Annotated in this window: 17 protein-coding genes and 2 pseudogenes; 10 read left to right on the top strand and 9 right to left on the bottom strand. The window is 71.7% G+C overall.

Going from position 1 to position 19,369, the window contains the following annotated elements:
- A pseudogene (locus JNL41_RS02230) lies at positions 1-305 on the bottom strand (imidazolonepropionase); the annotation flags it as partial.
- Positions 302-1,750 (bottom strand): amidohydrolase, encoded by a 1,449-nt coding sequence (locus JNL41_RS02225; protein ID WP_293472637.1) that lies wholly within the window; start codon positions 1,748-1,750, stop codon positions 302-304. The gene JNL41_RS02225 and the pseudogene JNL41_RS02230, both read right to left, overlap by 4 nt.
- Before the next feature lie 133 nt (positions 1,751-1,883).
- Here JNL41_RS02225 and aspS point away from each other — a divergent pair, with 133 nt between their 5' ends.
- Positions 1,884-3,662, top strand: a complete 1,779-nt coding sequence (gene aspS, locus JNL41_RS02220) for an aspartate--tRNA ligase (RefSeq protein WP_293472636.1) — start codon at positions 1,884-1,886, stop codon at positions 3,660-3,662.
- A gap of 43 nt (positions 3,663-3,705) precedes the next feature.
- Here the strand turns inward: aspS and JNL41_RS02215 are convergent, their stop codons facing one another.
- Entirely contained in the window at positions 3,706-4,722 is a 1,017-nt protein-coding gene (locus tag JNL41_RS02215; protein WP_293472635.1) for a pentapeptide repeat-containing protein, read from the bottom strand.
- A gap of 89 nt (positions 4,723-4,811) precedes the next feature.
- Positions 4,812-7,280 carry a ribonucleotide reductase gene (locus JNL41_RS02210; protein ID WP_293472634.1) on the bottom strand — a complete coding sequence of 823 codons (2,469 nt, stop codon included), beginning with the start codon at positions 7,278-7,280 and terminating at the stop codon, positions 4,812-4,814.
- Between the two features lie 170 nt (positions 7,281-7,450).
- Here JNL41_RS02210 and JNL41_RS02205 point away from each other — a divergent pair, with 170 nt between their 5' ends.
- Both JNL41_RS02205 and JNL41_RS02200 read left to right on the top strand, forming a co-directional pair.
- A complete protein-coding gene (locus JNL41_RS02205) occupies positions 7,451-7,855 on the top strand; it encodes an NADH:ubiquinone oxidoreductase subunit NDUFA12 (RefSeq protein ID WP_293472633.1) in 405 nt (134 codons plus the stop codon).
- A 4-nt stretch (positions 7,856-7,859) separates the two neighbouring features.
- A complete protein-coding gene (locus JNL41_RS02200; protein ID WP_293472632.1) occupies positions 7,860-8,681 on the top strand; it encodes a DUF2155 domain-containing protein in 822 nt (273 codons plus the stop codon).
- Positions 8,682-8,698: 17 nt separating this feature from the next.
- Here the strand turns inward: JNL41_RS02200 and aat are convergent.
- Positions 8,699-9,268, bottom strand: a pseudogene (aat, locus tag JNL41_RS02195) (leucyl/phenylalanyl-tRNA--protein transferase); the annotation flags it as partial.
- A gap of 114 nt (positions 9,269-9,382) precedes the next feature.
- Between aat and JNL41_RS02190 the strand changes: the two are divergent.
- The 5 genes from JNL41_RS02190 to JNL41_RS02170 are packed head-to-tail and all read left to right on the top strand — an operon-like array spanning position 9,383 to position 14,833.
- Positions 9,383-10,579, top strand: coding sequence for a glycosyltransferase (locus JNL41_RS02190; RefSeq protein ID WP_293472631.1), 1,197 nt, complete (start codon positions 9,383-9,385; stop codon positions 10,577-10,579).
- A gap of 5 nt (positions 10,580-10,584) precedes the next feature.
- The gene (locus JNL41_RS02185) at positions 10,585-11,085 is read left to right on the top strand and encodes a PepSY domain-containing protein (RefSeq protein ID WP_293472630.1); all 501 of its coding nucleotides are present in this window, start codon (positions 10,585-10,587) and stop codon (positions 11,083-11,085) included.
- A gap of 10 nt (positions 11,086-11,095) precedes the next feature.
- The gene (locus tag JNL41_RS02180; protein WP_293472629.1) at positions 11,096-11,770 is read left to right on the top strand and encodes a response regulator transcription factor; all 675 of its coding nucleotides are present in this window, start codon (positions 11,096-11,098) and stop codon (positions 11,768-11,770) included.
- Entirely contained in the window at positions 11,767-13,122 is a 1,356-nt protein-coding gene (locus tag JNL41_RS02175) for a HAMP domain-containing sensor histidine kinase (RefSeq protein ID WP_293472628.1), read from the top strand. The genes JNL41_RS02180 and JNL41_RS02175 overlap by 4 nt, the downstream gene beginning before the upstream one ends.
- A gap of 55 nt (positions 13,123-13,177) precedes the next feature.
- Positions 13,178-14,833 (top strand): Na/Pi cotransporter family protein, encoded by a 1,656-nt coding sequence (locus JNL41_RS02170; protein ID WP_365697751.1) that lies wholly within the window; start codon positions 13,178-13,180, stop codon positions 14,831-14,833.
- Between the two features lie 34 nt (positions 14,834-14,867).
- Here the strand turns inward: JNL41_RS02170 and accC are convergent, their stop codons facing one another.
- The 3 genes from accC to aroQ are packed head-to-tail and all read right to left on the bottom strand — an operon-like array spanning position 14,868 to position 17,181.
- Complete coding sequence (gene accC / locus JNL41_RS02165) at positions 14,868-16,214, bottom strand: acetyl-CoA carboxylase biotin carboxylase subunit (RefSeq protein WP_293472627.1); 1,347 nt, start codon at positions 16,212-16,214, stop codon at positions 14,868-14,870.
- A gap of 4 nt (positions 16,215-16,218) precedes the next feature.
- A complete protein-coding gene (gene accB / locus JNL41_RS02160) occupies positions 16,219-16,713 on the bottom strand; it encodes an acetyl-CoA carboxylase biotin carboxyl carrier protein (RefSeq protein WP_293472626.1) in 495 nt (164 codons plus the stop codon).
- 30 nt (positions 16,714-16,743) lie between these two features.
- Positions 16,744-17,181, bottom strand: coding sequence for a type II 3-dehydroquinate dehydratase (aroQ, locus tag JNL41_RS02155; protein WP_293472625.1), 438 nt, complete (start codon positions 17,179-17,181; stop codon positions 16,744-16,746).
- A 252-nt stretch (positions 17,182-17,433) separates the two neighbouring features.
- On the opposite strand from aroQ, the gene thiS reads away from it, so the two are divergent.
- The gene (gene thiS / locus JNL41_RS02150) at positions 17,434-17,634 is read left to right on the top strand and encodes a sulfur carrier protein ThiS (protein WP_293472624.1); all 201 of its coding nucleotides are present in this window, start codon (positions 17,434-17,436) and stop codon (positions 17,632-17,634) included.
- 1 nt (position 17,635) lies between these two features.
- Positions 17,636-18,427, top strand: a complete 792-nt coding sequence (locus JNL41_RS02145) for a thiazole synthase (RefSeq protein WP_293472623.1) — start codon at positions 17,636-17,638, stop codon at positions 18,425-18,427.
- On the opposite strand, the gene JNL41_RS02140 is transcribed toward JNL41_RS02145, so the two are convergent.
- Positions 18,424-19,275 carry a hypothetical protein gene (locus tag JNL41_RS02140; RefSeq protein ID WP_293472622.1) on the bottom strand — a complete coding sequence of 284 codons (852 nt, stop codon included), beginning with the start codon at positions 19,273-19,275 and terminating at the stop codon, positions 18,424-18,426. The genes JNL41_RS02145 and JNL41_RS02140 overlap by 4 nt on opposite strands.
- Positions 19,276-19,369: the final 94 nt, after the last annotated feature.

Raw genomic sequence — 19,369 nt, 5'->3', positions numbered from 1 at the left:
GTTCGCACCGAGACGTCGTTGCCGAGCGCGCTGATCTCCAGGGCGCCGAGGTGGCTGTTGGCGGCGACGAAGCCCGGGGTGACCACGCCGCCCTTGGCGTCGACCACCTGCGCGCCGGCCGGGGCCGCGACGCCCGCGCCGACGGCGACGATCTTGCCGTCGCGAACGACGATGGTTCCGGCGGAGATCGCGCCCGCCGGTCCGGCGGTCAGGATGCGTGCATTGACGATGGCCGTGGTGGCGGCCTGGGCGGTCCCGGCGACCGCGAGGGCCGCGGCGGCGAGAAGGGCGCTGAGACGGTTCATCGGGCGCCCTCCAGGCCGAGTTCGAAGTCCGACTTGGGCTGGTATCTGGGATCGCTGCGGTCGTAGGCGACGCCGCCGTCGATCCAGACCCGCTCGGCGCGGGCGTAGATCGAGAACGGGTCCGCGCTCCAGAGCGTGACGTCGGCGCGCTTGCCCACCTCCAGCGAGCCGGTCTCGGCCGCGATGCCGAGGGCCTTGGCGGGGTTGGAGGTGATCCAGCGGATCGCTTGCGCTTCGGAGATTTGGAGGCCGGCGGCGCGGCCCGCGGCGAGCGCCTCCGCGGCCTCCTGATTCAGGCGCTGGATCAGGTCGGGGTCGTCCGACTTGATGATCCCGCACGCGCCGGCCGCCTCGACCAGCGGCACGTTGGCCTCGACGGAGTCGTACATCTCCAGCTTCGCACCCCACCAGTTGGTCCAGGTGGCGGTGCAGATGCCGTTCGCGGCCAGCAGGTCGGCGACCTTGTAGGCTTCCACCGCGTGGTGGAAGGCGGTGATGCGGTAGCCGAACTCCTTCGAGATATCGATCATCTGGGCCATCTCGTCGGCGCGGTAGCAGTGGTTCTCGACCAGGATCTCGCCCCTCAGGACGCCGACCAGGGTATCGAGCTGCAAGTCGCGCTTGGGTGGATCGGCCTTGTCGCCCTTGGCGATCTTGGCGCGGTAGTCCTCCCACTTGCGCATGTAGTCGGCGGCATTGATCCAGGCGGCGCGATAGCCGGCCACGTTACCCATCCGTGTGGACGGCGCGCGATTCTTGTTCCCGTAGACGCGCTTGGGGTTCTCGCCGCAGGCCATCTTCAGCGTGTAGGGCGCGCCCGGGAACTTCATGTCCTGCACCGTGCGGGCGGGCACGTTGCGGAGGGTGACGCCGCGCCCGCCGAACAGGTTGGCCGAGCCGGGCAGCACCAGCAGCGTCGTCACCCCGCCGGCGCGGGCCAGATTGAACTGCGGATCCTGCGGCCAGACCGAGTGCTCTGCCCAGACCTGGGCGGTGTTCGGATCGGTGGCCTCGTTGCCGTCGGAGTGGGCGGCGACCTCGGGCGAGGCATAGACGCCCAGGTGCGAGTGCGTGTCGATCAGCCCGGGCGTCACCCACTTGCCGCGCGCGTCCACCGTCTCGTAGCCGGCGGGGACGGCCAGGCCCGAACCCACCGCCTGCACCTTGCCGTCGCGGATCAGCACCACGCCGCTGTCGATCTGTGTCCCCGTGCCGGTCAGCACCGTCGCGCCGACGATCGCCGTCGGGCGGCCGGGCAGGGCGCGGTAGGTGCTGGGGAAGGGATTGGCGGCCAAGGCGGGATCGAGCCCCTTCGGCAGGGCCTTCGCCTCGCCGGGCGCCGCGCCGGCTGCCGGCTTGTCGGCCGGCTTCGAGGTGGTGGTGGCGCAGGCCGCAAGGCTCACGCAGCAGAGGGCCGCGAGTGCGGCCCCGATGACGTGCTTCACTGGAAATCCCCGTCTGGACGTCGCCGATGGGACGGTCCCGCGCGCGCGAAGTCAAGCGAGCCGCGCCTTGACTTTCCGCCCCCTCCGTGCGCCCTTCCGCGCCTCCTAAAACACCCCAGTTCCCCTTAAGAAAATGCACGCCTACCGCACCCACACCTGCGGCGCGCTCCGCGCCGCCGACACCGGCAAGACCGTCCGCCTTTCGGGCTGGATTCACCGCAAGCGTGACCACGGCGGCCTGATCTTCATCGACCTGCGCGACCACTATGGCCTGACGCAGCTCGTGCTCGCGCCGACGACGCCCGGCTTCGACCTGGTCGATCACCTGCGCGCCGAGAGCGTGATCCGCGTCGACGGCGAGGTCGTGGCCCGCTCCGCCGAGACGATCAACGCCAACCTGCCCACGGGCGAGGTCGAGGTGAAGGTGAAGGACGTCGCGGTCCTTTCGGAAGCGGCCGAACTGCCGCTGCCGGTCTTCGGCGAGCCTGACTATCCCGAAGAGATCCGGCTCAAGAACCGCCACCTCGATCTGCGCCGCGAGACGCTGCACAAGAACATCGTCCTGCGCTCGAAGGTGATCCAGTCGATCCGCAACCGGATGATCGCGCAGGACTTCCTGGAGTTCCAGACGCCGATCCTGACGGCCAGCTCGCCGGAAGGCGCGCGCGACTTCCTGGTGCCCTCACGCCTGCACCCGACCAAGTTCTACGCGCTGCCGCAGGCGCCGCAGCAGTTCAAGCAGTTGCTGATGGTCTCGGGCTTCGACCGCTACTTCCAGATCGCGCCCTGCTTCCGCGACGAGGACCTGCGCGCCGACCGCTCGCTCGAGTTCTATCAACTCGACGTCGAGATGGCCTACGTGACCCAGGAAGACGTCTTCGCGGCCATCGAGCCGGTGATGCACGGCGTCTTCACCGAGTTCGGCGAGGGCAAGCCGGTGACGGCCTACCCGTTCCCGCGCATCCCGTACCGCGAGGCGATCGCCAAGTATGGCTCGGACAAGCCGGACCTGCGCAACCCGATCGTGATGCAGGACGTCTCCGCGCATTTCGTCGGCGGCGGCTTCGGCCTCTTCGCCCGCATCCTCGAGGACAAAAAGAACGCCGTCTGGGCGATCCCGGCGAAGACCGGCGGCAGCCGCGCCTTCTGCGACCGCATGAACAACTGGGCCCAGGGCGAGGGTCAGCCCGGCCTGGGCTACATCTTCTGGTCCGAGGACCAGGGCGGCTGGGGCGGCCCGATCGCCAAGAACCTGGGACCTGAGAAGACCGACGCGCTGATGGGCTCGCTGGGTCTGGGGCAGGGGGATGCCGCCTTCTTCGTCGCGGGGGACCCGAAGGTCTTCTACAAGTTCGCCGGCGCCGCACGCATCAAGGCCGGGACCGACCTGAAGCTCGTCGACGAGGACCGCTTCGAGTTCGTCTGGATCGTCGACTTCCCGATGTTCGAGATGAACGAGGAGACGAACCACGTCGACTTCAGCCACAACCCGTTCTCGATGCCGCAAGGCGAGCTGGAGGCGCTGAACAGCAAGGATCCTCTGGATATCCTGGCCTACCAGTACGACATCGTCTGCAACGGCCACGAGCTGTGCTCGGGCGCGATCCGGAACCACCGGCCGGACATCATGGTCCGCGCCTTCGAGATCGCGGGCTATCCGGCCTCGACCGTCGAGGAGGAGTTCGGCGGCATGCTGAACGCCTTCCGCCATGGCGCGCCGCCCCACGGCGGCCTCGCGCCCGGTATCGACCGCATCGTCATGCTGCTGGCCGGCCAGAACGCCATCCGCGAGGTCATCGCCTTCCCGCTGAACCAGCAGGGCCAGGACCTGATGATGAACGCGCCGTCCGAGGTGCAGGACAAGCAGCTCAAGGAGCTGCACATCCGCCTCGCCCCGCCGATCAAGGTCTGATCCGTCCCCGCCCGCCCCGGCATTCGCCGGGATAGGCGCGGCGTCAGGGCCCCTTCGTGGCCGCGACGAAGTAGCGGGGCGTCGGCGGGACCGGGGGCGCGGGCGGAACGGGGGGCGCGAAGCGGACCGCCGGCTTCGGGTGGTTCCTGTAGATCAGGCGCGCGCCGCTGCACGCCCTGAGGGTCAGCCCCGACGGCAGGCGCGTCCGCGAGTCGCCGCAGGCGTCGTCGACCTGGTCCTGGGTGAGCCCGCGCGCGCCCGACAGGTCGGCCCCCTGCAACAGCGCGTGCGACAGGTCCGCGTCGCGGAAGTCCGCGCCGTCGAAGGTCGCGCCCTGCAGGTTCGCGCCCGTCAGGTCCGCCGAGCGGAACGAGGCCCGCTCGAACGTGCCGTAGACCAGCACGGTGCCGGTCAGGTCGGCATCGGAGAAGACCGCGCCCCGCGCGTCGGCGCGCGAGAAGTTGGCGCCCTGCAGCTCGGCCGAGCGGAAGCTGGTGTTGCGCAGAGTGGCGCGCTCGAAGACGGCGCCCGCGCCCTCCATGTCGTTCAGCACCGCCTGGCTGAGGTCGGCGGACGAGAAGACGGCGCCGCGGATCGTCATCGAGCGCAGGTTGGCGCCGGCCAGGATCGCCTTGGCGAACACCGCGCCCGTGGCCTGGCTGTCGCCGAAGTCGGCGCGGGTGAGGTTGGCGCTGCCGAAGACGACGCCGTTGGCTTCGACCGAGCGGATCTTGGCGGCGGTGAGGTTGGCGCCGGAGAAGTTCGCGCCGGTCATGGCGCTGTCGGACAGGTCGGCCTTGCTGAGGTCGGCGTTGGCGAACACCGAGGCGTGCAGCTTCGAGTCGCGCAGGATCACGCCGATCATGGTGGAGCCGGAGAAGTTGGCGCCGATGATGCTGGCGCCGGAGAGGTTGCGGCCGGACAGCTCGCACTTCACGCACGATCCCCCGAACGACTTGCGCATGGGGATCTCCTTTTCGCCGGCGTATGCGGCGGCGGCGATCGGGAGGATCGTGGACGCGGCGGCCGCGGCGGCCAGGAAACGGGACAAACGCGACATCTTCTCTGGGCAATTCCCTGCAGTCTTGCCGTCACGGATGCCTGCAACGCCCGTCAGGCGCCACTTAATTCGCGGTAACTTGGAAGGGGTTAGCCGGTCGGGGCTTCCGGAAACCGACCCGCGCGCGCGCCGCAGGTCTCGCAGATCAGCGCCTGGCCCTTGCGCACCACGGCGATGTCGCCGCAGGCCGCGCAGACCTCGGCCGAGGCCATCGCCGCCGAGCCCGGCGGCCGGCCTGCGGTGGGCAGGAAGACCAGGTTGTCGGGCGCCGCGCCGCGCGCGAACCCGCGGCTGATGAAGCGCGACGCCGGCTGCGGCTCGGGCTCGGTGGTGAGACCCGCCTCGGCGGCGTCCGCCTTGCCGCGACCCAGGCCGTCGGCGTTGAGTTCGCCGGGGTCGGCGCTCGCCAGCTCGTTGCGGCCCAGGTAGCTGATCCCGAGCTCGCGGAAGATGTAGTCGAGGATGGAAGTGGCTGATTTTACGGTGTCGTTGCCCTTCACCTCTCCCGCCGGCTCGAAGCGGGTGAAGACAAAGGCGTCGACGAACTCGTCCAGCGGCACCCCATGCTGCAGGCCCAGCGACACCGCGATCGCGAAGTTGTTCATCAGCGAGCGGAAGGCCGCGCCTTCCTTGTGCATGTCGATGAAGATCTCGCCCAGCTCGCCGTCATCGTACTCGCCGGTGTGGAGGTAGACCTTGTGGCCGCCCACGCTGGCCTTCTGGATGTAGCCCTTGCGGCGGTCCGGAAGCTTCCGGCGGGTCCGATCGCGTTCGACGATCCGCTCGACCACGCGCTCGCGCGGCTCGGGCTCCGGCTGCTGCGTCTGGACGCGGGCCGGCAGGTCGGCCACGGCCGGGATGGCGAGCGCGGCGGCGGAGGGCGGTCCCTCGCGCCTGGGCCGGATCGCGATGTCGCCGGTCGCTAGCGCCTGTTCGACGTCGGCGATCGTCGCCGACCACGGCAGGGCGATCTCCAGAACCGGCGGCGCGTCCAGCACCGGCGCCAGCGCCGCGAGCATCGCGGCCTGGGCGGCGAGGGGAACCTCCGCAGCGGTCCGCAGCACGGCCCGCTGATCGTCGGTCAGCGCCGCGGCGCCGGCCAGGGTGTCGCCGCCCAGGATGAACGCCTCGGCCGCCGCGACGTCGGCCGCCGCGAACCCGGCCAGGGTCAGCACGTCCAGCGCGGGGTCGGCGATCTGCTCCGGCGTCGCGCCCAGCACGTCGCGCAGGAAGCCTTCGCCCACGATGTGGGGTGCGAAGGCATGGGCGAGGCTGCGCACGAACGGCAGCTCGGCCTGTGCCGCCTCGATTTCCAGGCTGGTGAACCCGCGCGCCGCCAAGGTCTGCGCGTTCACGCCCGGCGCGTCTGCGAAGTGACGGTGGCCCAGCAGCAGGCCCTGCACCTGCGCCTGGTCCGCGCCCACGGCGTGGAGCGCCAGGATCGCCGCCTCGGACAGCACCCGGACGGCCTCGCCGTCGGAGGTCTCGGCCACGGCCACCGGCCCGTCCCAGGGCGCGGCGTCCGTCCGGGCGCCGAGGCGCAGCGCGAGCTCGGGGTCTTGCAACAGGGCGACGCGCAGGTCGAGGTCCAGCTCCCCGGTCGCGTCATGGGCGGCCTGGAACAGGTTGCGCGCCGCCTGCCGCGCCGCGTCGCTGTCGTAGTCGAAGCCATGCGCCGCGAGCCAGTCGCCCAGGCCGGCGAGCCCCAGCCGCACCGGCCCGTCGTGGAGCGCCGCCAGGGCGGTGGCCGCGAGCCGCACGGTCGCCTCGAACGCCGCCTCGTCGAACGCGCCGTCGCGCCAGAACGCCATCAGCTCGACGCCGGCGGCGGGCAGGGCGGCGGCCTCGGCGATGGCTGAGGCGCGCCCCCCGTCCCGGGCGGCGACGACCCGTCCTGTCGTCCAGGCCGCGCGCGCCAGCGCCGCGCCGGTCGCGCCCGGCGCCACGAGCGGGGTCGCCGGCGCCGGCGGCGGCGCCGAGCACAGCCATGCGGTCTCGCCGGCGCGCGCCAGCGCGATGGCGTCCAGGATCGTGGCGTCCGCCGCGCCCGCGGCCCGCGCGGCGTCGGCCGCCCGGGCCAGGCTGGCGTTGCGCGTCAGGTCCGCGCAGGCCTCGGCATCGCCCTCGCAGCGCAGGACCGCGTCCATCACCGCCTGCAGCCGCCCGCTGGTCAGCGCCGCCGCGGCCTGTGCCGCCTCGCGGCCCCGATGCGCCGCCGTCACGCGCTCCAGCGCCTCGTCGCCGGGCTCCAGCACCTTCAGCGTCGGCGCCGCCGGAGAGAGCGCGACGTGGCCCAGCAGCATGGCCTCGGCGAGGTGTCCGCGGAACGTCGTGCGGGTCTTGAGGTCGGGGGTCAGGCCCTTGGTCTGCGCGCTGGCGGAGATCTCGTGAGCGGCCTCGAGGATGGCGTCGGCGAGGTCGGTGCGCCCGCCCGCCCAGTCGACCCAGGCCTCGACGCGGGCGCCGGTGAAGTGCGCCGGCGCCTCGACCTCCACGAGCCGGTCGCCCAGCTCCAGGATCCGGCCCTCGATTCCCGCCCGCGAGGTTTCGCTGTCCATGAGGTCTCTCCCCATCCGGACAAGGTAGGGCGGGGAATCGATTCGGGGACAATAGATGTTGGATGTAGAACCCTGCTAATCCCCAACATATTGCCGGGAAAGCCGCCCTTGGCGGGGCGGGGCGGCGCGGCTATTGTCCGGCCGCAACCCGGTCCGAGAAGAGCCCCGATTTGTCCGTCCTGAAGACCATTTTCACCTGGTGGAACGGCGCCACGACCGGCATCCACTTCACCACCTGGCGCCGCGGCCGCTACGTCGGGACCGACGAGCTCGGCAACCGCTACTACGAGGCGCGCGACGACCGCGACGCCTACGACAAGGGCCGCAAGCGCCGCTGGGTGATCTACAAGGGCTACGCGGACGCCTCGAAGGTGCCGCCCGACTGGCACGGCTGGCTGCGCTACACGTTCGACGAGCCGCCGACCGTGGCGCCGCTTCCCCGCCGGGCGTGGGAGAAGGACCACCTGCCCAACCTGACCGGCACCATCTACGCGCGCCGGCCCGCGGGCGCGATCTCGCGCGGCGGCGAGCGCCAGCGCGCCACCGGCGACTACGAGGCCTGGAGCCCGGAATAGCGGCATGCGCCGACCGCCAGCCCGCCTGATCCGCCGCGCCGCCCCGCTTCTCGGTCTCGGCGGGCTGGTGCTCGGCGGCCTGGTCGCGGGCGTCGTCTCGGCCCAGCCCGCCGCCCCGTCGCCGCCGCCGCCGCCCGAGGCGCCGTCCGCGCCGCTCGCCGCGCCCCCCGAGGAAGCGCCGCCGGCGACGGTCGCCGCGCCCGCGCCGGCCGCCGCCGCCCCCGTCGAGGCCAAGGACGTCGCGCCGGCCGCCGCGCCGCGCGAGCGCGTGGCCGAGAAGCCCGCGGACGCGCCCATCCGCCGCTCGCGCGCCTACGACGTCGCCGTCCTCCAGGCCCTCGACAAGGTCACGGCCGAGACCCTGAGGTTCGAAGCCCGCGTCGGCGCGCCGGTGCGCTGGAAGGGGCTCGTCTTCACCGTCAGCGCCTGCGAACGCTCGGCGCCCGACGAGGCCATCGAGGACTCCGTCGTCTATGTGACGATCGACTCCCAGCCGCGCCCGCAGCCCGGCCGGCCGACGCCGGCGCCGAAGCGGGCGTTCAGGGGCTGGATGTTCGCGTCGTCGCCCGGCCTGAACCCGGTCGAGCACGCCACCTACGACGCCTGGGCGATCAGTTGCAGGGCCAGCGCGCCCGCGCCGGGCGTCGCACCCGCCGCCGCGCGCCCGCCGCCCGCCAAGGCGCCCGCGGCCGAGGAGCCCAAGGTGCTCGACCTTCCGCCGGCCAAGGCCGTGCCGCCGCCCGCGACCCCGCCGCCCGCGGCGACGCCGGCGCCGAAAGCCGAGCCGCCCGCGCCCAGGAGCGAACCCGCCGCGCCCGCCACGTAGAAGCTGGCGGTGGCCTCCATCGCCGCCGCGAGCCGGCGATGGTACTCGGCGCGGGAGATCTCCTGCGCGCCGAACCGGCCGAGGTGATCGGTCATGAACTGGGTGTCCAGCAGGCGGAAGCCGCCGGCGATCAGCCGGGCGACCAGGTGCGTCAGCGCGACCTTCGAGGCGTCGGTGCGCCGCGAGAACATGCTCTCGCCGAAGAACGCGCCGCGCAGGGAGACGCCGTAGAGCCCGCCCACCAGCGCCCCGTCCTGCCAGGACTCCACGGAATGGGCGTGCCCGGTCTCGTGAAGCCGCAGGTAGAGCCGCTCGATGGGCCGGTTGATCCAGGTCTCCGTCCGGCCGGGACCCGAGGCCGCGCACGCGAGCACGACCTCGTGGAACGCGGTGTTCACCCGCACCTCGAACCGGTCCGACCGCACCGTCCGCGCCAGCCGCCGCTGAACATGGAAGGCGTCGAGCGGAATCACGCCGCGCCGCTCGGGGTCGATCAGGAAGACGCGGTCGTCCTCGCGCGCGTCGGCCATCGGGAAGACGCCGCGCGCATAGCAGTCGAGCAGGTCACGGGCGTCGAACGCGGACATGGGCCACGTCTAGCGCCGCTGGCGCAGCCCTCGCTAGCCCAGGCCCCGTCGAAGATGGGCAAAAGCAAATGTTGCGGTGAGTCCGCCGCCATCCGCCGGCGGCAGGCTCGGGCCATGCCTGCATCCGGTCCTGTCGTGTTGTTCGCCGGCGGGCTCGCAGGGGACGGCGTGGCGCGCAACACCGTCCATCTGGCCAACGCGCTCGCGCGGCGCGGCGTGCCGGTCGAGATCGTCTGCCTGAAGGGCGGCGCGCTGGCGGCCGAGCTGGCGGGGCCCGCGGTGACGTGCCTCGGTCGGGGCCGCGGCGCGCGCGCCCTGGCGCTCGCCGCCGCCGTGCCCGCGCTGCATCGGCGACTGAAGGCGCTGGCGCCGTCGGTCGTGCTCTCGATGGGCAACCACGGCCATCTGGCCTGCTGGGCGGCGCTGCGCGGCCTGCCGGACACGCCGCGGCTCTACCGGATCAGCAACGACCCGGCGCACGGCGGCACGGCGCAGCGATGGGTGCGCGGTCTGGGTCTGCGCCTCGTGGCCGCCGACGCGACGCGCCTGATCTGCGTCTCCGCCGAGATCGCGGCCGCCGGGCCGTTCCGCCGCGCCCGCCGCGACGGGCGGGTGCGTGTCCTGCCGAACGGCGTCGACGCCGACGCCGTTCGCGAGCGCGCCGCGCGGCCCGTCCGCCATCCCTGGCTCTCCGACGGCCGGCCCTACCTGGTCTCCGTGGGCCGTCTGCACCGGCAGAAGAACTACGAGGGCCTGATCGAGGCCATTTCGCTGGCGCGTCGCGAGCGTCCCGACCTGCGCCTGCTGGTGCTGGGCGGCGGGCCGCCGAAGGCGCGGCGCGCGCTGGAGGCCTGCGCCGGCGCAGCCGGGCTCGCCGCCGCCGTCCGCTTCGAGGGCGAGGTCGCCAACCCGTTCCCGCTCGTCGCCGCCGCCCAGGCCTACGTCCTGCCGTCGCTCTGGGAGGGCGCGTCCAACAGCCTGCTGGAGGCGATGGCCTGCGGCGTGCCGGTCGTCGCCTCCCGCACCGCCGGCGCCGCCGCCGCGGTGCTGGAGGACGGCCGCCACGGACTCCTGGCCGATCCGGCCTCGCCCCCCGACCTCGCCCGCGCGATCCTCGTCCAGACCGATCCGGCGACGCGGATCGGGCCCGGCGGGCGGGTCGCCGCGTTCCGGCTCGACGCCACGCTGGCGCGCCTCTGCGCCGCCGTCGCCAGCGCCCGGCTGCTGCATGACGAAAACCAAATGCTGGCCGAACGCGCGCCCCATCTCGCGCGGCTATCTGAGACGGCGCGGGGGCAACGCACGGAGTGACCGACATGAATATCCGCACAGCTTTCCTCGGGGCCGCCGCGGCCGCCCTGCTGACCACGCCGGCCATCGGCCAGGTCGTCCGCCCCAAGGTGACCCTGGCCCAGGCGGTCGCGACCGCCGAATCCCAGCTCGGCGCCCGCGCCTACGACGCCGAGTTCGACATGGACCTGGGCGACATGGTCTACGAGGTCCGCCTCGTGAAGGACGGCAAGCCCGTCGAGGCCCTGGTGGACGCCACCACCGGCCGCCTCGTGCGCCAGTCCAGGCCGCTGAAGGCCCACCTGCCGATCGTCGGCGACCACCTGAAGGCCGCCCAGACCGCGCCGCGCACCCTCAGCCAGACCATCGCCATGGTCGAGGAGGCCACCAAGGGCAAGGTCGCCGAGATCGGGCTGGAGCGCCGGGGCGGGCGGCACTACTACGAGGTGGAACTGGTCGGCGCCGAGGACCGCGACGTGCTCGTCGACGTCCGCACGGGCGCGATCACGCCCCTGATCGGAGACTGAGCCGAGCGCCATGCACGTGCTGGTCGTGGAAGATGACGAACGGGTCGCGGGCCATGTGGTGAAGGGCCTGAAGGGCGAGGGCTGGCTGGTCGACCACGTGGCCGACGGCAAGAAGGCGCTCTTCCAGGTCGCCGCCGAGACCTATGACGTCATCGTCCTCGACCGCATGCTGCCCAACGTCGACGGGCTGAAGATCCTGCAGACCATGCGGGCGTCGGGCGACGGCACGCCGGTCCTGATCCTCTCGGCGCTCGGCGACGTCGACAATCGCGTGAAGGGCCTGCGGGCCGGCGGCGACGACTACCTCGCCAAGCCCTTCGCCATCTCGGAACTGATCGCCCGCGTCGAGGTCCTGGGCCGGCGCAAGGCGCAGCCGGTGCAGGAGACGACGGAACTCAGCCTCGCCGACCTGCAGATGAACCTGCTCACCCGCACGGTGACGCGCCGCGGCCAGCCCATCGAGCTCACCACCCGCGAGTTCGCGCTCCTGGAGCACCTGCTGCGCAACGCCGGGCGCGTCGTCAGCCGCTCGATGCTCCTGGAAGCGGTCTGGGACTACAACTTCGACCCGCAGACCAACATCATCGACCAGCACGTCAGCCGCCTGCGCGCCAAGCTCGACAAGGACTTCGACCCGCCGCTGCTCCAGACGATCCGGGGCATGGGCTACAGCCTGCGCGCATGAACCTCCGCCGCGTCCTGAAGAGCCTGACGCTCAGGCTGACCCTGGTCTACATGGCGCTCTTCACCGGCTCGGTCGGCCTGATGCTGGCGGTGACCTATGTCGCGGGCGTCTGGCGGCCGCTCCGCGCGGTCGAGGCGACGATCCGCGCCGACGGCGACCGGCTGGCGGCGATCTACGCCGCAGACGGCCGCGACGCGCTGATCCGGGCGCTGGAGGCGCGCGTGGCGGCGGCGAAGGGCCGGCTGCCCTATCACGTCCTGATCGCGCCGGGCGGGGCGGTCGTGGCCGCCAACCTCCAGGACTGGCCGGATATCCGGTCGGGCGATTGGGTCCGCTACGAGTTCGGGACCTACGCCACCGGAACCGAGGAGGAGCACGAGGCGGTCGTGCGCGACATGGCGCTGCGCGACGGCTACCGGCTGCTGGTGGGCGTCGACACCGAGGATCTGGATGAGCGCGAGGACATGATCTTCGAGGCCCTGTCCTGGGGCGCGGGCATGAGCCTGCTGCTGGGCCTGCTGGGCGGTCTCGTGATGACCTACGCCGTCTCGCATCGCCTGGAGCGCATCAACCGCGCCGCACGGGCGGTGATCGGCGGCGACCTGTCGGGCCGGGTCGAACTGCACGGCAGCGGCGACGACTTCGACCAGTTGTCGGCGACGCTGAACGAGATGCTGGCGCGGATCGAGGGCCTCGTCGCGTCGATCAGCCGGGTCTCCGACAATATAGCCCACGAGCTGCGCACCCCGCTGACCCGGCTGCGCGCCGAGCTGGAGGAACTGGCCGCCGCCGGCGACCCCGAGGAAGCCAGGACCCTCGCCGCCGCCGCCCTCGACGAGGCCCAGCGGCTCCAGGCGATGTTCGAGGCGCTGCTGCGGATCGCGCGCCTGCAGAGCGGGCCCAGCGACGCCCACGCGCCGGTCGACCTCACGCTGCTGCTGGAGGACGCGGTCGACCTGCATCGCCCGGCCGCCGAGGAGAAGGGGCAGGCCCTCGACCTGCGCGCGCCGGCCGGACTCGCCATCCGCGGCGACCGCGACCTGGTCTTCCAGGTGCTGAGCAACCTGCTCGACAACGCCGTCAAGTTCACGCCGCCGGGCGGGGCGATCCGCGTCGAGGGCCGCCGCGAGGGCCACGCAGTCGAGCTCGCCGTGAGCGACAACGGCCCCGGCGTCCCCGCCGACGAGCGGCCGCGGGTGCTGGAACGCTTCTACCGGAGCGGCAAGGGCGACGCGCCCGGCTTCGGCCTCGGCCTCAGCCTGGTGGCCGCCGCCGCCGAGCGCCACGGCGCGGACCTGCGCCTGGAGGACGCCGCGCCCGGCCTGCGCGTCGTGGTCCGATTCCCCACTTGATGCCGCCGCCGCCCGGTCGCCTTATGCGCGGTCCGGACGAGGAGGTTCCCGCGCCATAGACACCACCCTGGTCATCTTCGAGCTCGCCGGCTTCGCCGCGCTCCTGATGTGGGGCGTCCATATGGTGCAGACGGGCGTGCAGCGGACGTTCGGGCCCAAGCTGCGGCACTTCCTGGCCGGGGCGCTGCGCAACCGCCTGCGGGCTTTCGGCGCCGGCGCCGCGGTGACCGTCGCGCTCCAGAGCAGCACCGCCACGGCGCTGATGCTGACCGCCTTCACGGCCGGCGGCCTCGTGGAGCTCGCCCCGGCGCTGGCGGTGATGCTGGGCGCCAACGTCGGCTCCAGCCTCGTCGTCCAGGCGCTCTCGTTCGATGTGGCCATCCTGGCGCCGATCCTGGTGCTGGCGGGCGTGGTGCTCTGGCGGCGTGGGCGCGACGCCTGGCACGACTTCGGCCGCGTGCTGATCGGCCTGGGTCTCGTGCTCACGGCGCTGCACCAGTTCCTGCAACTGCTCGAACCGCTGGTCGCACAGCCGGGCGCCGCCGAGGCCCTGCGCCAGGCCGGCCAGTTCATTCCGCTGGTCGTCGCGGGCGCGGCGCTGCTGACCTGGGCGGCGCACTCCTCGGTGGTCACCGTCCTGCTCGCCATGTCGCTGGCCGCCAAGGGCGTGGTGGGGATCGAGACGGGCGTGGCCCTGGTGCTCGGCGCCAACCTCGGCTCGGCGATCAACCCGCTGCTGGAGGGCGATGTCGGCAGCAATCCGGCCAATCGCCGCCTGCCGCTGGGCAACCTGGTGAACCGGCTGGCGGGGCTCGCGCTCGTCCTCGGCTTCTTCGCCTACCTCGCCCCGCTCGTGGCCCGCCTCGGTCCCGACCCCGGCCGGGCGCTGGCCAACTTCCACACGCTGTTCAACCTCGCCCTGGCGCTCGCCTTCCTGCCCTGGCTGAAGCCCTACGCCGAGTTGATCCGCCGCCTGCTGCCCAGTCCCGCCGCCGAGGCCCGTCCCGGCGCGCCGATCTACCTCGACCCCGCCGCCCGCGAGACGCCGCAGGTGGCCCTGGCGCTCGCGACCCGCGAGGGCCTGCGGATGGCCGACACCGTGGAGGGGATGCTGAAGGGTCTGCGCGAGGCGCTGCAATCCGACAGCCGCGAGCCGATCACCACCACGCGCCAGCTCGACGACGTGCTCGACGGCCTGAACAGCGCGATCAAGGGCTACGTGCTCGGCCTGCCGCACGAACGCCTCTCGCCCGCCGAGCTCGAACGGCAGATGGAGGTGCTGACCTTCGCCACCAACCTGGAGCACGCCGGCGACCTGATCTCCAACGACCTGCTCAGCGTGGCCCAGCGCCGTCAGGCCCGCGGCGTGGCCTTCTCGGAGGAGGGCGAGGCCGAGCTCGTCCGGCTGGTCGACCGCCTGATCGGCAATGCGCGGCTCGCCGGCTCGCTGTTCATGAACCGCGATCCCGCCACGGCCCGCTCGCTGATGTCCGAGAAGGAGGCGTTCCGCGAGATCGAGACCGAAGCCGTGGCCGCCCACTTCGAGCGCCTGCGCTCGGGCAATCCCAAGACCGTCGAGACCAGTTCGCTGCACCTGGACGCACTGCGCGATCTGAAGCGCATCAACTCCCACCTCGTGGAGGCTTCGGCCTATCCGATCCTGCGCACCGGCGGCGAACTGCTGCCCAGCCGCCTCAAGAGCGTGAAGTGATCGACCTCCCGACGCTGCGCGCAGGAGGTGAGGCTTACCCCGCCTGCGCCGCCATCCACCGTTCCAGCCAGTGGATGTTGTAGTCGCCGTTCAGGATGTCGGGCTGGTGCAGCAGTTCCTGGAAGAGCGGGATGTTGGTGTCGATGCCACCCACCACGATCTCGCCCAGGCAGCGGTTCAGGCGCGCGATGCACTCGGCCCGGTCGCGGCCGTGGACGATCAGCTTGCCGATCAGACTGTCGTAGTAGGGCGGGATCGAATAGCCGGCGTAGAGGGCGCTATCCATGCGCACGCCCAGGCCGCCCGGCGCGTGATAGTCGGTGACCAGGCCCGGCGAGGGGGCGAAGGTCTTCGGATTCTCGGCGTTCACCCGGCACTCGATGGCGTGGCCTTCGAAGACCACGTCCGACTGCTTGAAACTGAGCGGCAGGCCGGCGGCAATGCGGATCTGCTCGCGCACCAGGTCGATGCCGGTAATGGCCTCGGTGACCGGATGCTCGACCTGGAGGCGGGTGTTCATCTCGATGAAGAAGAACTCGCCGTTCTCGTACAGGAACTCGATGGTGCCGACGCCCAGGTAGCCGATGGCGCGAACGGCATCGACCACCACCTGGCCGATCCTGGCGCGCGCGGCGGCGTCGATGGCGGGCGAGGGGGCCTCTTCCAGCACCTTCTGGTGTCGGCGCTGCAGCGAGCAGTCGCGCTCGCCCAGGTGGCAGACGTTGCCGAAGCTGTCGGCGACCACCTGCAGTTCGATGTGCCGCGGGGTCTGGAGGTAGCGCTCCATGTAGACCGCGTCGTCGCCGAAGGCGGCCTTGGCCTCGCTGCGGGCGGTCTGCACGGCCTCGACGAGGTCGGCCTCGGTCCTGGCGACCTTCATCCCGCGCCCGCCGCCGCCGGCGGCCGCCTTGATGAGCACAGGGAAGCCGATCTCCGCGGCGGCCGCGTAGGCCTCTTCCTCGGTGGTCACCGCGCCGTCCGAGCCGGGCACGACCGGGATGCCGGCCGCCTTCACCGCCTGCTTGGCGGTGATCTTGTCGCCCATCATGCGGATATGCTCGGGCTTGGGCCCGATGAAGGTGAAGCCGTGGGCGTTCACGATCTCGGCGAAGCGGGCGTTCTCGGAGAGGAAGCCGTAGCCCGGGTGTACGGCCTGGGCGCCGGTGATCTCGCAGGCCGCGATGATCGCCGGGATGTGCAGGTAGCTCTTGGCCGCGGGCGGGGGTCCGATGCAGACGCTCTCGTCGGCAAGTCGAACCCACATGGCCGACGAGTCCGCTTCGGAGTGTACCGCGACGGTGGAGATGCCCATCTCCTTGCACGCGCGGTGGACGCGCAGCGCGATCTCGCCCCGGTTGGCGATCAGGATCTTTTCGAACATCCGACTACTCAATGATCGCGAGCGGCTCGCCGAATTCGACGGGTTGGGCGTCGTCGACCAGGATCTCCACGATCTTGCCGCCGCGCGGGGCCGGGATCGGGTTCATGGTCTTCATGGCTTCGACGATGAACAGCGTCTGGCCGGCCTCGACGGTGTCGCCCACCTTCACGAAGGGCGCGGACGCCGGGTTGGGCTGCAGGTAGACCGTGCCCACCATCGGCGACTTCACCTCCTCGCCGGCCGCACGGGCCGGGGCGGCCGCGGCGGGGGCGACGGCGGACGGCGCGGCCTGGGCCGGCGCAGCGGGGGCGACCGGGGCCGGGGCGGCGTAGTGCGCCACGGGGGCGGCGACGGCCACCGCCTGCTTGGCGACGCGGATCTTCAGCGCGCCCTGTTCCACCTCGATCTCGGTCAGCCCCGTCTCGGTGAGGATGTCCGCCAGCTTGCGCACGAGGCGTGCGTCGAACGGATCGGCGGGCGCCTTCGGGGAGGTCGGCATGGGTATTCGGCCCTTGTCTATCGGTCTGGTCTAGCGGGCGAGGCCCGCGGCGGCCTCGACGGCCAGTTCGTAGCTCGCGGCCCCGAAGCCGGAGACTATTCCGGTGGCGGCCAGCGACACATAGGTCTTCCGGCGGAACGCCTCGCGCGCGGCAGGGTTCGAGAGGTGGCACTCCACGACGGGGATGCCGAGCATCTTCAGCGCGTCCAGGATGGCGACCGAGGTGTGGCCGTAGCCCGCCGGGTTCAGGACCAGCGCCGCGGCTTCGTTGCGCGCCTCCTGGATCCAGTCGATCAACTCGCCCTCGTGATTGGACTGGCGGAACACGACCTCGAAGCCCCTGGCCTTCGCACGCGCCTCGCAGAGGGCCCGCACGTCGTCCAGGGTCTGATGTCCGTAAATCTCCGGCTCGCGGGTCCCCAGCAGGTTGAGGTTGGGGCCGCTCAGCACATAGATCGGTTTCGGCATTGAGCTCCGCCGTCGATTCCGGCGGTCTTTTAGCCATCCCAGGCCAAGGTCACAAGGACGGCGCCTCTATTCCCGCTCATCCCCACCCCCGCTCATCCCCGCGAATGCGGGGACCCAGACTTTCCTTTGGAGTTCTCGGCGCGCTCCGGCGGTCCACAAGCAAGCCTGGGTCCCCGCATTCGCGGGGATGAGCGGAGCAGGTTGGCGCCGCGCCGGCTTGTCTTCCGAGGGCGTCCGCCCCACAACCGCATCATGCAACTGACCGTCAACGGCGAGGTCCGGAGCTTCGAGGGGGTGGCCGACGTGGCCGGCCTCGTCGCGGCGCTGGGCCTGAACACCAGGAAAGTGGCCGTCGAGCGGAACCTGGAGATCGTGCCGCGGTCGGTCTATGCCAGCACCGCGCTCGCCGACGGCGACCGGATCGAGATCGTGACTTTCATCGGAGGCGGCTGAGTTGGACGGCGCGACGCACACGCAAGACGATACCTGGACCGTCGCCGGCCGCACCTTCCGCTCGCGCCTCATCGTGGGCACGGGCAAGTACAAGGACTACGCCCAGAACGCCGCCGCCGCGAAGGCGGCGGGCGCCGAGATCGTCACGGTGGCGCTGCGCCGCGTGAACCTCAGCGACCCCGGCGCGCCGATGCTCTCGGACTACGTGAAGCCGGACGAGTTCACCTACCTGCCCAACACCGCCGGCTGCTACACCGGCGAGGATGCGGTGCGCCTGCTGCGGCTGGCGCGCGAGGCGGGCGGCTGGGACCTGGTGAAGCTCGAGGTGCTGTCGCAGACGCCGCACCTGCTGCCCGACATGGAAGAGACGCTCAGGGCGCTGAAGCTGCTCATCTCCGACGGCTTCTCGGTGATGGTCTACTGCTCGGACGACCCGGTCTACGCCAGGAAGCTGGAGGACGCGGGCGCCGCGGCGATCATGCCGGCCGCCGCGCCGATCGGCTCGGGCCGCGGCATCCAGAACACGCTGAACCTCGGCCTCATCGTCGAGCAGACCAAGGTTCCGGTGCTCGTCGACGCCGGCGTCGGCACGGCCTCGGACGCGGTGGTGGCCATGGAGCTCGGCTGCGACGCGGTGCTGATGAACACCGCCATCGCCGAGGCGAAGGACCCCATCCGGATGGCCGTCGCCATGAAGCACGCCGTCATCGCCGGCCGCGAAGCCTTCCTCGCCGGGCGCATGGGCAAGCGGATGTACGCCGATCCCTCGTCGCCGCTCAGCGGGCTGATCTAGTCGGCCTGCAGGTCGACGTAGGGGCCGAAATCGGCGCGGTGGCCGATGTTGACGTAGTGGTCCGACCACAGCCAGTAGCGCGGCGGGTTGTGCAGCGCCTCGGGCGTGGCCGGATCGGGGAAGAGGTCTGCGGCCAGGTCGGCGCGCACGAAGAAGGCGTTGGCGCCCGTCAGGTTCGTGCCCACCAGGCGATAGCCCTTGGCGGCGGCCACCTCGGCCATCGCCTTCAGGCTGGAGCCCATGTAGTCGGTTCCGGTCCAGCGCAGTTCGCCATTGTAGACGGGCGTCTTGGCCAGGTGCGCGGGCCACTTCGCATTGTACTCGATGCAGATGACCTTCGGCCGGCTCGTCAGGGCCTCCAGCAGGTAGATGTCCATCCCGTCGATGTCGATCGACAGGAAGTCGACGTCGTCGTCGGCGCCCATGCCCCTGAAGACGTGGTTGATCGTGTCGCGGGAGATGTAGCCCCAGCCGACCTGGAGCCGCCGCCCCAGGATCTCGCCGAACTTGCTCTCGATCGGGCCGCGCTGGCCGATGTTCCCCTCCAGCCAGACGCCGCGCCAGCCCTTGTGCAGCAGGTAGAGCGAGTTGCACTCCAGGCCGTTCTGCACGCCGATCTCGACGAAGCGGCCGGTCTCGATCCCGAGGCGGCGGAAGATCTCCTCGACGATCCCGTCCTCGTCGTTCTGCGAATAGACCTTGAAGCCGAACGGCTCGAGCCGCTTCGGGTCGCGCGCCGCCGCCGCCTGGAGCCGCTCGATCTCCTGGCGGGCGTGGTAGCCGGCGATCCGCTGGTTCTGCGCGCGCAGCGCCAGGAGGGTCCTCAGGGTGGCGTCGTCGTTCTGCATCGCGGCTGCTTAGCACGCGTGCGGAAGCGCCGCGAAGGCGCCGCGCCGGACGCCGACCGTTCGGCCGTTACGTTATCCCGTAACGTCGCCTGAA

This window comes from Phenylobacterium sp. (assembly GCF_016793285.1).
Classification (GTDB): Bacteria; Pseudomonadota; Alphaproteobacteria; order Caulobacterales; family Caulobacteraceae; genus Phenylobacterium.
Note: the sequence above shows the minus strand (reverse complement) of the source record. Positions and strands in the feature narration are given on the sequence as shown.

Coding starts and splice junctions, on each gene's coding strand:
- accB (WP_293472626.1), bottom strand. CDS start 16,713: ATGCCGACCTCCCCGAAGGCGCCCGCCGATCCGTTCGACGCACGCCTC.
- JNL41_RS02140 (WP_293472622.1), bottom strand. CDS start 19,275: ATGCAGAACGACGACGCCACCCTGAGGACCCTCCTGGCGCTGCGCGCG.
- JNL41_RS02215 (WP_293472635.1), bottom strand. CDS start 4,722: ATGTCGCGTTTGTCCCGTTTCCTGGCCGCCGCGGCCGCCGCGTCCACG.
- accC (WP_293472627.1), bottom strand. CDS start 16,214: ATGTTCGAAAAGATCCTGATCGCCAACCGGGGCGAGATCGCGCTGCGC.
- thiS (WP_293472624.1), top strand. CDS start 17,434: ATGCAACTGACCGTCAACGGCGAGGTCCGGAGCTTCGAGGGGGTGGCC.
- JNL41_RS02200 (WP_293472632.1), top strand. CDS start 7,860: ATGCGCCGACCGCCAGCCCGCCTGATCCGCCGCGCCGCCCCGCTTCTC.
- JNL41_RS02180 (WP_293472629.1), top strand. CDS start 11,096: ATGCACGTGCTGGTCGTGGAAGATGACGAACGGGTCGCGGGCCATGTG.
- JNL41_RS02210 (WP_293472634.1), bottom strand. CDS start 7,280: ATGGACAGCGAAACCTCGCGGGCGGGAATCGAGGGCCGGATCCTGGAG.
- JNL41_RS02175 (WP_293472628.1), top strand. CDS start 11,767: ATGAACCTCCGCCGCGTCCTGAAGAGCCTGACGCTCAGGCTGACCCTG.
- aspS (WP_293472636.1), top strand. CDS start 1,884: ATGCACGCCTACCGCACCCACACCTGCGGCGCGCTCCGCGCCGCCGAC.
- aroQ (WP_293472625.1), bottom strand. CDS start 17,181: ATGCCGAAACCGATCTATGTGCTGAGCGGCCCCAACCTCAACCTGCTG.
- JNL41_RS02190 (WP_293472631.1), top strand. CDS start 9,383: ATGCCTGCATCCGGTCCTGTCGTGTTGTTCGCCGGCGGGCTCGCAGGG.
- JNL41_RS02185 (WP_293472630.1), top strand. CDS start 10,585: ATGAATATCCGCACAGCTTTCCTCGGGGCCGCCGCGGCCGCCCTGCTG.